Source organism: Massilia sp. GER05, assembly GCF_052056005.1.
GTDB classification, from domain to species: Bacteria; Pseudomonadota; Gammaproteobacteria; order Burkholderiales; family Burkholderiaceae_D; genus Telluria; species Telluria orientalis.
Map to the genome: position 1 here is coordinate 239,204 of NZ_CP178858.1, position 12,753 is coordinate 251,956.

At 67.7% G+C, this 12,753-nt stretch carries 11 protein-coding genes and 1 pseudogene; 6 read left to right on the top strand and 6 right to left on the bottom strand.

Annotated features, from left to right (window positions below):
* Nucleotides 1-51: 51 nt before the first annotated feature.
* On the bottom strand, nt 52-1,035 hold the full coding sequence (locus tag ACL58G_RS01060) for a quinone oxidoreductase family protein (protein ID WP_440964683.1): 984 nt from the start codon (nt 1,033-1,035) through the stop codon (nt 52-54).
* A gap of 77 nt (nt 1,036-1,112) precedes the next feature.
* Here ACL58G_RS01060 and ACL58G_RS01065 point away from each other — a divergent pair, with 77 nt between their 5' ends.
* Complete coding sequence (locus ACL58G_RS01065) at nt 1,113-1,994, top strand: LysR family transcriptional regulator (protein ID WP_440964685.1); 882 nt, start codon at nt 1,113-1,115, stop codon at nt 1,992-1,994.
* Here ACL58G_RS01065 and ACL58G_RS01070 read toward each other — a convergent pair.
* Nucleotides 1,991-2,179, bottom strand: coding sequence for a hypothetical protein (locus ACL58G_RS01070; protein ID WP_413341096.1), 189 nt, complete (start codon nt 2,177-2,179; stop codon nt 1,991-1,993). The genes ACL58G_RS01065 and ACL58G_RS01070 overlap by 4 nt on opposite strands.
* A gap of 104 nt (nt 2,180-2,283) precedes the next feature.
* On the opposite strand from ACL58G_RS01070, the gene ACL58G_RS01075 reads away from it, so the two are divergent.
* The 3 genes from ACL58G_RS01075 (at nt 2,284) to ACL58G_RS01085 (ending at nt 4,409) form a co-directional block, all read left to right on the top strand.
* A complete protein-coding gene (locus tag ACL58G_RS01075; protein WP_413341097.1) occupies nt 2,284-2,787 on the top strand; it encodes a hypothetical protein in 504 nt (167 codons plus the stop codon).
* Nucleotides 2,788-2,797: 10 nt separating this feature from the next.
* Entirely contained in the window at nt 2,798-3,310 is a 513-nt protein-coding gene (locus ACL58G_RS01080) for a hypothetical protein (RefSeq protein WP_413341098.1), read from the top strand.
* Between the two features lie 112 nt (nt 3,311-3,422).
* Entirely contained in the window at nt 3,423-4,409 is a 987-nt protein-coding gene (locus ACL58G_RS01085) for a DUF535 family protein (RefSeq protein WP_440964687.1), read from the top strand.
* 8 nt (nt 4,410-4,417) lie between these two features.
* Here ACL58G_RS01085 and ACL58G_RS01090 read toward each other — a convergent pair whose 3' ends face one another.
* The 3 genes from ACL58G_RS01090 to ACL58G_RS01100 are packed head-to-tail and all read right to left on the bottom strand — an operon-like array spanning nt 4,418 to nt 9,335.
* Nucleotides 4,418-7,246, bottom strand: coding sequence for an ATP-binding protein (locus ACL58G_RS01090; RefSeq protein ID WP_440964688.1), 2,829 nt, complete (start codon nt 7,244-7,246; stop codon nt 4,418-4,420).
* 9 nt (nt 7,247-7,255) lie between these two features.
* The gene (locus tag ACL58G_RS01095; RefSeq protein WP_413341104.1) at nt 7,256-7,957 is read right to left on the bottom strand and encodes a hypothetical protein; all 702 of its coding nucleotides are present in this window, start codon (nt 7,955-7,957) and stop codon (nt 7,256-7,258) included.
* Nucleotides 7,950-9,335: a hypothetical protein gene (locus tag ACL58G_RS01100; protein ID WP_440964690.1), complete on the bottom strand. Its 1,386-nt coding sequence runs from the start codon at nt 9,333-9,335 to the stop codon at nt 7,950-7,952. Before ACL58G_RS01100 ends, ACL58G_RS01095 begins: the two co-directional genes overlap by 8 nt.
* A 249-nt stretch (nt 9,336-9,584) precedes the next feature.
* On the opposite strand from ACL58G_RS01100, the gene ACL58G_RS01105 reads away from it, so the two are divergent.
* A complete protein-coding gene (locus ACL58G_RS01105; RefSeq protein WP_440964692.1) occupies nt 9,585-10,028 on the top strand; it encodes a hypothetical protein in 444 nt (147 codons plus the stop codon).
* A gap of 104 nt (nt 10,029-10,132) precedes the next feature.
* Nucleotides 10,133-11,236 carry an AI-2E family transporter gene (locus tag ACL58G_RS01110; RefSeq protein ID WP_413386298.1) on the top strand — a complete coding sequence of 368 codons (1,104 nt, stop codon included), beginning with the start codon at nt 10,133-10,135 and terminating at the stop codon, nt 11,234-11,236.
* A gap of 17 nt (nt 11,237-11,253) precedes the next feature.
* Here ACL58G_RS01110 and pdxR read toward each other — a convergent pair.
* Nucleotides 11,254-12,690, bottom strand: a pseudogene (pdxR, locus tag ACL58G_RS01115) (MocR-like pyridoxine biosynthesis transcription factor PdxR); the annotation flags it as partial.
* Nucleotides 12,691-12,753 lie beyond the last annotated feature (63 nt).

Below are 12,753 nucleotides of genomic sequence, written 5' to 3' on the forward strand. Positions count from 1 at the left end.
GGCTATGAATCAAATCATAACCAAGCGGTTATTGGTTGGTCAAGCACTTTTTTAGCGCGGCCTCAGCAGCACCGCGCCGCTCGTCTGCCCCGCCTCCAGCGCGGCATGTGCCTCGGCCGCGCGCGCCAGCGGCAGGTCCAGCCCGACCGGCACGCGCAGGCCCGCCGCCAGCCGCGCCAGCGTGGCCTGCGCGCCTTCCTGGTACAGGCCGGGAATCGTCATGAACTGCATCACGCTCGGCCGCGCAAACGCGATGCCGCGCGGTTTGCCGATCTGCAGCAGGTCGACCGGTTCCATGCTGCCGCCGGCCTGGCCCACGCTGGCCGCCATGCCGTAGGGGCGCACGGCGTCGAAGGTGCGCAGCAGGGTCGCGCCGCCGATGCCGTCGATCGCGAAGTCGACGCCGCGCCCGCCGCTGAACTCGCGCGCCGCCGCGACGAAGTCCTCGTCGCGGTACAGGACGACGCGTTCGGCGCCGTGCGCGAGCGCCAGCGCGGCCTTGTCGCGGTTGCCGGCCGTGCCGATGACGCGCGCGCCGAGCGCACTCGCCCACTGCGTCAGCACGAGCCCGAGACCGCCGGCGGCCGCGTGCACGAGGACCGTATCGCCAGGACGGAGCGGGCGCACGTGCGCGAACAGCATGTGCGCCGTCAGGCCGCGCAGCAGGCCGCCGGCGACGGCATCCAGGGAGACGGCGTCCGGCACCGCGACGAGGCGATTGGCCGGCACGTTGCGCACCGCCGCGTAGCCGCCGAGCAGTCCCGTGTACGCGACGCGCTGGCCCGGTTCGAAGCCGGTCACGCCGGGGCCGAGCGCCTCGACGACGCCGGCGCCTTCGACTCCGGGCGTGGCCGGCAGTTGCGGCAGCGGATAGGTGCCGTTGCGGTGATACACGTCGAGGAAGTTCACGCCGATGGCCAGCTGGCGCACCCGCACCTCGCCGGCCGCCGGCGGCGCGACGGCGAGCCGCCCGGTTTCCAGTTGGTCCGCGCCGCCCTGGCGGTGGATGCGCACGTGTTCGATCAATTCGTCCATGTCATTCTCCTGTTGATGGAAGCCCCATGGTAGATTGATCAAAAATCGTCCGAAATCCCAAAAAATCGCCTTTGACCGTGCAAAAATCGATAAGTCAACCACTCGACTGGGACGACATCCGCTACTTCGTCGAACTGGCCCGCCAGGGCAAGCTGAGCGCGACGGCGCGCGTGCTGGACGTCGAGCATTCGACCGTCGCGCGCCGCATCGGCATGCTCGAGACGAGACTGGGGGTGCGCCTGTTCGACCGGTTGCCGAAGCACTGGGCGCTGACCATGGAAGGCGAGGAATTATTGACGCAGGCGCGCCGGGTGGAAGACGAAGCGATGGCCTTCGCGCGCGCCGGCGCGGGTGCGTCCGCCCTGCGCGGCGTCGTGCGGCTGTCCGCGCCGCCCACGTTCGCGAGCAGCTTCCTCGTGCCGCACCTGGGCGCGCTGCGCGCGCGCTGGCCCGCGCTCACGCTGGAAATCATCGGCGAAATCCGCCAGGCCGACCTGTACCGGCGAGAGGCCGACCTCGCGCTGCGCATGGCGCGTCCCGGGCAGCCGGGACTGGCCGCGCGACCGCTGGCGCAGATGGGTTACGGACTGTATGCGGCGCCCGGCTGGTTCGAGCGTCCGCCCGACGAATGGGAGTTCATCGGGTATGGCGAAGCGATGAAGGACACGCCGCAGCAGGCCTGGCTCGCGAAATTCGCTGCCGGACGCGCGTACGCGTTCTGGACCAATGACGCGGCCGCGATGGTGGCCGCGTGCCGCGCCGGCCTCGGCGTCGCCGTGCTGCCGCACTTCCTCGGCCGCGGCGATCCGCTGCTGGTGCTGCACCCGGACCACGGCCACGTGCTGAGCCGCCCGCTGTGGCTGGCGGTGCATCCGGACGTGCGCCGCTCGCCGCGCGTGACGTTGATGGCGGACCTGCTGGCCGACCTGCTGCAGGAACACGCGGCGCGGCTGGCCTAGTGGAACGTTACGCTCGGGTTCGGATCGACCGGCGGCTCGTCGTTCTGCGGCGTGCGGATGGGCGGCTGGTGCGGGTCGGCGGGCTCGAACGGGTCGGGCGGCGGTTCCTCGATGGGTGCGGGATCGGGCGCCCGGTGCGCGTGCTGCCCGATCGTATGCCGCCTCGCGGTCAGGTCTGGGATCATGTGAGGCTCCTGCTAAAGATGCCAAAACATTACCATGGGCAGCGGTTTGCCGACGCGCGCCTGGATTACAATGGCGGATTCGACAGAAAATTCCGAGGAATCCCATGTTGCCGACTCCCGTCGTTGCCGCCGTGCTCGCGCCCTTCGTGCTGTGGCGCATGGTCAGCCGCATCAAGCGCCTGACGACCCGCCAGCGTTCGAAGACGTGGCGCCACCGCACGACGCTCGTGTTCTTCCCGATCCTGCTGCTGCTCCTGACCGCCGTCAGCATCAAGACGAACCCGTTCGCCCTCGCGGGCCTCGCGGCCGGGCTGCCGGTCGGCGCCGTGCTGGGCCGCATCGCGATCGGCAGGACGCGCTTCGAACAGGTCGGCGACGATTTCTTTTTCACCCCGCACGCGCCGATCGGCATCGCGGTGGCCCTGCTGTTCATGGCCCGCATGGCCTGGCGCGCGTACGAGTTTTTCGCGCTGGGCTCGCTTGCCCACCACGAGTTCGTGTCGAGCCCGCTGACCCTCGTCATCTTCGGCGTACTGGCCGGCTATTACATGAGCTACGCGTTCGGCCTGCTGTCCTGGCGCAAGCGCACCGCCCCCGTCTCACCTTGAGTTTTAACGCATGAGTCTTACCACCCTCGCCCTGATCGCCCTCGTTCCCCTGCTGATCTGGCGCATTCATTCGCGCCTGAAACACCAGATGACCCGGCAGCGCTCGATCCTATCGCGCCACTACACGGGCCTGTTCGTCTTCGTCGTCATGATCCTCATCCCGGCATCGGAACTCGGCGACCGCCCGTTCCAGCTGGCCGCGCTGGCCGCCGGCGCCATCGGCGGCATCGCGCTGGGCAGCTACGGCCTGCGCCGCACCCGCTTCGAAGACACGCCCGAAGGCTATTTCTTCACGCCGCCGTCGCGCATGGGCATCCTCGTCGCCATGCTGCTGGTGGCGCGCGTGGTCTACCTCGGCATCGAGATCTACATGAACCAGGGCAGCAGCCGCCCGAACCCGCGCTTCACGGACAGCCCCATCACGATGCTGTGCCTGGGCTTGACGGCCGCGTATTTCGCCACGTTCTCCGCGGCCCTGATGCGCTGGCGCCAGCGCATGCGCAAGGAAATCGGCGACGCTTGATTCGCTTGATGCAGCCCAATGCGTCATGCATAGCCCTGCGGAGAATGGCCGCAGGGGCTATTTGATGTATTGACAACCGTGTCGTGGCTCCAGTCGTTTGCCTGGAGCACGCATGGTATTTTCCCTCCTCACCCGCCACTGGCTGGCCCGGCGCCACTACCCGTTCGCGTCCTGGGCAGCCTGCATCATGCGCAGCCTGCGCGTGCTGCTGTTCCGCCGTGCCCACGTGGAATTGCTGGCGATGGACGTCTACCGCAACTACGTGACGCAGGTGCACGACGACGTGTTCCACCACCTGAGCCACCGCAACTATCTCGCCAGAGGGCTGTCGCTGCGCCAGCGCGTACGCTGCGTGCTGACGCATTACCGCTTCGAGGACGCCATGTTCGACACCGCCTACAAGCACGCCGTCTACCGCGACGGCGGACTCGTGCTGTGGCAGCACGAGGCGGACGGCAGCAAGGTCGAGATCCGCCTCGGCATGGCGCAGCGCCTGAACGCGGAAGGCGACCTCACCCTGACCCTGCTGGCAAACGGCAGGCGTGTCCACCGCCTGTCGTTCAGCTGGGTCGACGAGCGCTTCGCCGGCCTGGCCGGGCTCGGCGCGGCCGGCATCCTGCCGTTCATCGCCCGCAACCAGGGGCACCGTGCCGACGAGGCCGACGCCGTCGATGCGTTCCGGCGCGCCTTCCCGCCAGACTCCCCGCTGGTCACGACACCCGTTTTTTTCTGCTGCGCCGCGCTGCAGGGCATCGCGCAGGCGCTGGGCATGGACCACGTGGTGGCCGTCAAGTCGGCCTGGCATTGCGCCTGGCTGCCTTCCGGCGACAAGCATTTCGCCACGGCCTATGACAGCGTATGGCGCAGCCTCGGCGGCACCGACATGCCGGGCCGCGCGTGGTGCATCGCCCTGCCGTTCGAGGCCAGGCCGCTGGCGGCGATACCGTCCAGGCACCGCAAGCGCGCGGCGCGGCGACGCGCGTACTGGCAGGGCATCGGCGACGCGGCACGCGAGGCGCTGTCGCGCCATCTGACGGCGCAGGCATACAAGCAAAACGGCCGGCGTCCCCAGGAACGCCGGCCGCTGCAGCCATCATGACAATGCGGTCAGGCCGCCTGCGCTTCTTCCCCTTCGCGCCGTCGCTGCAGCACGAAGATGGGCTGCGCCCATTGCGTGTCCTTCTTCTTCTTGCTCGTGATGAGCGTGAGATCGGAAGGATCGTAGACGTCCGTGTTGTGCGTCAGCGGCGTCGTCATCAGGTATTGCGCGTCGGTGTTTTTCAGGAACTCGCCGACCAGCTGGATGTTGCGGATGTCCAGGTGGGCGAACGGCTCGTCGATGAACACGAAGCCGCCGGAACCCTCTTCCGATTTCAGCAGGCCGATCAGCAGCACGAGCGATTTCATGACCTGCTGGCCGCCCGACGCCTCGCCGTCGTTCATGCCGATCTGGCCCTTGCCGTCGAACTTGAAGCGCACGTGCAGGCCCGCTTGCGCCAGTTGCACGTCGTCGTTCTCCAGGCGGACCGGGTCGACCGACACGTCGATGTTCGCCAGCTCGCCCAGTTCGCGGATGTTCTTCGAATAGGTCTTGATCGTGTAGCGCAGGCGTTCGATGTAGGCGCCGCGCGCATTGTCCGTCGCCTCGATCGCGCGGTTGTTCTGGTAGCGGCGTTCTTCCGTCTCCACCTGGCGGCCGGACAGCTGGTCGTTCAGGCGCGCGTACTGGTCGATGACGGTCGGGTCCTGTTCCCAGTCCGCGCGCGCGAGCGACGCGTCGAGGGAGTTCATGCGCAGCTTGACCTGGTGCGCGTTCTGGTGCGTCGCGACGAGGGCCGCACGCTGCTGCGCGCTGCGCCACGACTTCGGCACGTGGCGCCACGACCGGCGCAACGTCAGCAGCTCGCGCGCATGCTCGCTGCGCTGCTCGATCACGCGGCGGTTGTTCAGGCGCATGCCCGCTTCCGCTTCCGACAGCGCCATGCGGGCGTTCTGCCAGACGGTGTCGGCGCGCGTGCGCGTGACGGTCGCGTTCTTGATCAGGACCTGCAGCTCGCCCAGGCGCGCCCCCACCTGCAGGCGCTCGGCCTTCAGCGGTTCCAGCGCACGCGTGGCTTCTTCGAATTCGGCCTGGCGCGCCGACAGCTCCTTCGCGGCGTCCACGCCGGCGATGCGCACGCGCAGCGCGGACACTTCCGCCGCCAGCTTGCTGATCGCGAGCGTCAACGTGTCTTCCTGCGCTTCCAGCGCCGGCAGCGAGCGCTGGATGGCTTCCAGGCGCTGCGTCTTGCCGGCCGCACCGAAACGGTAGCGCGACGGCTCGACGAACAGCGAGCGGCCGCCGCGCCGTTCCCTGTGATACGCGTCCGGCGTGATCCATTCGTCGGCGTCGCTCTTGAAACCGTCGTCGACGGAATCCACGCGCTCGATGCGTTCCAGCTGGTCGATCAGCCAGGACGGCGCCTTCGAGCTGAAACGCACGACGGACAGCAAGGTATCGTCCTTGACAACGGGCGCATCGACGCAGTCCGGCACGATGAAGTGGCGATAGCGCTCCTTCTCCGCCAGTTTATAGGCGGCCGACGCATCCTTCGCGCGCTCCAGCAGCACGACGGATGCGTAGCCACCGAGCACACCCTCGACGGCGCCTTGCCACTTCGGATCCGTCACTTCGACGATGTCCGACAGCATGGCGTGCGGGATGCCCGCATCGCGCAGCGCGCGGCGCATCTGGCGCTGGGCTTCCGGCTCCGGCATCGTCGTCTTGCCCTGCAGCGCAGAGATGGTCGCCAGCTCGCCCGCGATTTTCGTCGCCAGCGCTTCGCGTTCGGCCTTCTTCTTCGCGAGTTCCGCTTCCTTCGCTTCGAGCTGCGTCGCGACTTCCGCGATGTCCGCGCCGGCATCCGCCGCCAGTTTATTCAGGCGTTCCTTCTGCTCGAGCAGGCTTTCCAGCGGCTTCAGTTTCGCGTTCACCTGCGTCAGGCGCGTCGCGAGTTCGTTCGCTTCCTGTTCGAGCTTCACCTCCTGCTGCTGCGCTTCGGTCAGCGCGCGCTGCTGGGCGGCGAGTGCGTTGCGCTTTTCCGTCAGCAGGCTGTCGGCCTGCATCAGCGGCTTCTTCGCCTCGCGCAGCGCGCGGCTCACGTTCGCGGCCTTTTCGCGCGCTTCGTGGTATTCCAGGCTCGGCAGCACTTCCTCGACGAGGGCGCGGCGTTCCTTTTGCAGGTCTTCCCACTGGTGGTAGTTCGCAACGCGCAGGCGCAGGCCTTCGAGGTTGATGCGCGACGTCTCCAGCTCGGCCTCGAAGCGCTTCAGCTCCGACTCGGTGTCGCGCTGGTGGCGCTTCGCCTCGTCGTACGCGTCCAGCACTTCCTTGTCGCCGAACACCTGGAACACGAGGTCCAGCAGCTGGCGCGGCGCGTATTCGCACAGTTTATCGGTCTCGCCCTGCTCCAGCGCGAGCACCTTCGACATCGCGGGCGACAGGCCGGCCGACGCGAGGCGCTTGCGGTAGTTCTCGACGCCGAGCCAGTCGGTGGCTTCCGTCACTTCCTCGATCTGGATGTTCCCCGGCCGCATGAGGTACTGGCGCTTCCAGTCGCCGCCGTTCTTCTGCACCTGGCAGAACAGCGTGACTTCGTCGTCGCTGAAGAAGCCGCTATGCCGGAACGGGCGGTTCGACAGCTGGCGGCCGGACGGTTTGTTGTCGACGACGGCGCGCAGCCAGGCACTCTGCTGGCCCGAATGGCGCGCGTAGTGTTTATAGGTCCGGCCCATGGAGCAATCGAGGCCGAACAGCGTGCGCAGCGCGTCGAGCAGCGTCGTCTTGCCGGAGCCGTTCTGGCCGGCGATGGTGATGATCTTGGCGTCGAGCGGGATGTTCTTGATGCGCTGCCAGTAGTCCCAGTGGACCAGCTCGAGGGATTTAATGTGGAACATGCGTGCCTCTTAAGCTTGTGGCGTTTCGGTGTCGACCGGTTCGTCGTTCGCGGCTTCGCTGACGTGACGGCGCGGTGCGGCCGCCACCGGTGCGCGCTTGAACACGTCGGCCAGCGCGCCGTTGATGATGCGTTCCTTCAGCACGTCGGTATCCATCAGGAGGTCCAGCAGCGGACCTTCCAGGATCACGTCGCCGCGGCGCTCGATGAAGCCGAGCTTCGACAACAGGCCCAGGTTCATGTCCATGCGGGTCTTCTTGCCCAGCTTCTCGCCGAAGTCCGCGAGCAGCGTCGTGTACGAGATGCCGATCGACGTATCTTCCGCGCGCGGGATCGGGTTGTCCTTGTCGAACATGTCGGACTGGTCGATGTCGATGGCCTGGTGCGTTTCCTGGCGCTGGCGCTTGGGCAGGATGATCTGCGCCCACAGCACGACGAGCAGCGCCACGCCGTCGCGCGTGAGGCCGAAGTTATTGTTCTGCCAGATGTCCTTGGCGCCGAAGATCTTCGGTTCGACGTTACGGTGCAGGGCCAGCGTGACGTGGTCCGCGTACACGTTGTCGAGAAGCTTCAGGCCGCATTCGAGCAGGCGCTTGTCGATCTCGGCGCGGAACTGGTCGTCGGACAGCGCGCGCTTGACCATCTTGTCGTCGCGGCGCAGGGTCTGGTGCGTGAGCAGTCGCGCGATCAGGATTTGGGCGTCGTCATTCATCTTGCGTCTTGCTTTCCGGGGTGCTCGGTAGATCGAGATTCAGTGAGAGGGTCGCGCGCGAGATGGCCGCGATGTGCGGGTCGTCCAGCGGGATCATTTCGTCGGCCGAATCGAAGCGCACCGGCAGGCGCGCCAGTTCGGCGGTCGGGCCCTGCAGGTTGGCCTCGGCCGGATCGCCCAGCAGCGGCAGCAGCGAGGCGCGGTACGATGCGACGGCAAAGCTGGCCGGCAGCAGCGATTCCTGGATCGGCACGCTCTTCGGTGCCCCCTCCGCCATGATGGGGAAGTTGTCCAGGTTGGCGAAATCGGCAAGGCGGCGGATCCAGTCGTCCAGTTCCGCCTGCATCGCCGGGTTGTCGTTGATCGTCATGGCCGCGTCCTCGCCGTTCGGCAGGCCGCCCGGCGCCATGGGCGCGACGCGTTCCATCATGAGTTCCGTCTCGGCCACGTCGATCATCTCGGCCGGCGTCGTGAACAGCGGGACGACCGGGCGGTCGATCGCGTCCTCGGCCAGGCTGGCGAGGTCGTCGTGCGCCAGCAGCCAGCGCTTGATGTCCGTCGTCGACAGGCCCGACTGGCCCAGGTGCACGCGCTGGCGCTCGATCTGGTTCAGCGCGCGCGAGAACATCCCCTGCATGTTCAGGAGCTGCGACTGGGCGCGGCCGATCGCCTGCGCGGCGCGGTGCGTGGCGGAGTCGGCGCGCTCGTCGGACGTGATGGCGCGCAGGATCACGGAGCCCTTCTCGACCCAGTCGCACGCCATGTGCCACTTCGCCTGCGACGCGCGCAGGCGGAATTCGGAACCGGACGCGATCGCGTCGCGGAATTCCTCGTGCAGCTCGACGAGGCGGCCCAGCAAATGCTTCAGCTGGTCGACGGTGATGCCGCCGACGGCCTGCGCACCGGCCACCTGCGACAGCAGGAAGCCCATCTCGGCCTCGTCCTCTTCCGGCTTGCCGAGGGCGAGCAAGGTGTCGAGCGCGGCCAGCACGTTGCGCGCGAGCGGCGTGATGCGGTAGACGGCGGCCGGGTTGTCCCACGCGAGCAGGCCGTGCGTACGCAGGCGGCCCAGCACCGTTTCCAGGCTTTCGGGGATCAGGTAGGCGAACTTCGTGTTGATGTCGGCGCGCGAGAAGGCGGAATCCATCGCGTCGGACGCGAGCTCGCGCAGCACGAGCAGGCGCACGATGACGCCGTCCTGCGAGCCGTGGAACAGCGCGGTGAACGCCTGCAGCATGGGCTGCGCACGCTTGAGGTGATATACCTGCTCGATCTCGTCCGGCGCCACTCCCTCCTGGAAGTGCGTCTGCAGCGGGTCGAGCTCATCGAGCGCTGGGATTTGGGAGTCGGCGGCGGTTGCTGCCAGGTTGTCGATCATCGTAAGGCTTACCAGTCTGCTGTCGCGCGCGGCCTTCTGGACCACGGGCGCGGGGGCGTCAGTATAACAGTTAAGGCTTGGCAACTAATACGGAACGCCCGCGTACGGTTCACAACTGGTGAATATGCAACGGAATCGAAGCGCCGCTTGACTTGTCAACATTGCAACATCAGGCGCGCGCCCCTCTGATCCCGACAGCGCGATAATGAACGTTGCGATATTTACATCATATTCATGAGGAGGAATGCCATGCAACGCACACTTGCGGCCGCGGTTGTGTCCACCTTCCTGGCCGCCTGCCTGACCCCGGCCGCCGTCCTGGCGGCGCCACTCACCCCGAAGCAGCAGAACGGCATCAACTACGTCAACGGCGGCGTCGGCGAGGAAGAGCAGGCCGCCATGAAGGCCCAGCGCGCCGACTACAACCTGCTGCTGACCTTTGCCACCAAGCAGAGCGGTGCCTACCGCTCCGACGTCCAGCTCGATATCTCGGATGCCAAGGGTGCCAACCTGGTGACCGCGGCGAATACGGGGCCGATGTTCTTTGCCAGACTGCCGGCGGGCACGTATCGGATCAGCGCGGCGGCGGAGGGCAAAACCTTCAAACGGACCGTCAAGGTGGGGAATGCGCCCAAGGAGATCGTGCTGCATTGGGAAAATGACAATCCGGACGACCCAGGGCCGCAAGAGTAGATTGCACAAGGTGCGCCGGTGCAGGTCAGGCGGCGCCTTGCGCGCGTCCGCGGCGCCGGCACATCCATTATGATGAGGCACATCCAGTTCACGTTGCCCCATCCATGACGCAATCGACGCCGCCTTCGTCCCTTCCCCCCTCCCCGCAGACGCCATCCTATTCGCTGCCGCAAAAGGTCTTCCTCTGGTTGCTCGTGGTGGTGACGATCGCCTTCGGCTGGATCCTGCTGCCCTATTCGGGCGCCATCTTCTGGGGCGTCGTGCTGGCGATCCTGTTCGCGCCGCTGCACAACCGCATGCTGGCGGCCACCGGACGCAAGGCGAACGTCGCCGCCCTGCTCACGCTGCTGACGATCGTCGTCATCGTCATCCTGCCGGTGTCGCTGGTGACGATGTCGCTGGTGAACCAGGCGCTCGGCATCTACAAGCAGGTCGGCACCGGGCACATCGACGTCGGCCGCTACTTCAGCCAGATCGTCGGCGCGCTGCCGCAGTGGGCCGTCAGCCTGCTCGACCGCTACGACCTGTTGAGCCTCGCCACGCTGCAGCAAAAGCTGTCGGCGGGCGCGGCCAGGTTCAGCCAGATCGCCGCCGTGCACGCCATCGACTTCGGGCGTAACACGATGGACTTCCTGATCAGCCTGGGCATCATGCTCTACCTGCTGTTCTTTTTGCTGCGCGACGGCCGCATGCTGGGCGCGCGCATCAAGGCGGCCGTGCCGCTGAGCCGCCGCTACAAGAGCCGCCTGTTCGAGAATTTCACGACCGTCATCCGCGCCACCGTCAAGGGCAACGTGCTGGTCGCGATCGCGCAGGGCATGCTGGGCGGCGTCGCGTTCTGGTTCCTGGGCATCCAGGCGCCGCTGCTGTGGGGCACTGTGATGGCCGTGCTGTCGCTGCTGCCGGCGATCGGCGCCGCGCTGGTCTGGGCGCCGGTCGCCATCTACCTGCTGGTGAGCGGATCGACGTGGGAAGGCATCGGCCTGATCGGCTGGGGCATCGTCGTCATCGGCCTGGTGGACAACATCCTGCGTCCGCTCCTGGTCGGCAAGGACACCAAGCTGCCCGACTACCTCGTGCTGCTATCGACGATCGGTGGCATGGCATTGTTCGGCCTGAACGGCTTCGTGATCGGGCCGGTCGTGGCGGCGCTGTTCGTCGCATGCTGGGAATTGTTCGGCTCGGCCGAGGAATTCCACGTCGACTGATTGCTCGCGATGGGCAGGATGACACCGGCCAGCCGCGCAACCAGCGCATCGATCCGCTCGGCCGGCACCTGCGCGTAACCGAGCATCAGCCCATTTACCGGCGGCCCGCCCGGCACCGCATGGGCCGACAACGCATTCACGACGATCCCCTGCGCCCGCGCGCGACGCACGATCTCCACGTCCGCAATGCCATCGGCGGGCAGGCGCAGGGCGAGGTGCATGCCGGCCGAAGCGCCTTCGATGACGGCATGATCGCCCACGTGCCGCCCGAGCGCCTCCACCAGCGCATCCCGGCGCTGCCGATACAACCGCCGCATCCGCCGCAAATGCAGCGCGAACTCCCCGCTGCGTAAAAACTCCGCCAGCGCCAGCTGCTCCGCCGTCCGCCCCGCCGCTGCCGACTGCGCGCGCATGACGGCCAGTGGCGGCGCCAGCCCGGCCGGCACGACGACGAACCCGATGCGCAGCGCCGGAAACATCGTCTTGCTGAACGTGCCGCAGTACAGCACGGGCGCATCCGCCACGAGGCCCTGCATCGCCGCCAGCGGCGGGCCTTCGTGGCGGAATTCGCTGTCGTAGTCGTCCTCGACGATCAGCGCGCCGGCCGCACGCGCGCCGTCGATCAGTGCGAGGCGCCGCGCCGCCGACGTCACCACGCCGATGGGGTACTGGTGCGACGGCGTCGTGTAGATCAGCTTCGGGCGGCGCGCGCTCCAGTCGTGAAGAGACGGCGCCATGCCCTCCCCGTCCACGGCGATGCCCTCGACGATCAGGCCCGCACCCCGGAACGCGGCCAGCGCGCCGCCGTAGCCGGGGCTCTCGATCCAGGCGATATCGCCAGCGTCCGCGCACGCGTGGGCGCACAGGTCGAGGCTCGCCTGCGTGCCGTCCGTGATGAAGACCTGGCCCGGCTCGCACACGACGCCGCGCGACGCGCGCAGGTAGTCCGCGATTGCCGTGCGCAGCGCCGGCTCGCCGGCCGGGTCGCCGTAGTTCAGCTGGTCCGCGGACAGGCCCCTCCATGCGCGGTCCAGCAGGCGGCGCCACTGTGCCAGCGGGAATGCACGCAGGTCGGGCACGCCGGGCGTGAACGGCAGCGCGACACTGGCCGTGCCGTTCACGGTCCGCAGGTCCTGCGCGCGGCGCGCAAGGCCCGCCTGCGGCACGCCGGCGCTGCGCCGGCGCGGCGCGGGGGCGATGCCCGCGACCACGGTGCCGCGCCGGTCCGGGATGACGAAGCCTTCGCACGCCAGCTGCTCGTACGCGTACAGCACCGTGTTGCGGGCGATGCCCAGCTCCTGCGCCAGCGCGCGCGTCGCAAGCAGGCGCGTGCCGGCGGCCAGCGTGCCGTCGCGGATCGCGGCGCGCAGGCATTCGTGCAGCAGGCGCTGGCGCGGCCAGGCGTGATGCGCGTGGTCGCGGCCGAAGGCGTCCAGCAGCAGCGAATAATCCATCGTGGCTCCATGAAATAGCGCGCCCCTGGATCTGTTGCTGGGGCCAACTTGACCATTATAGTG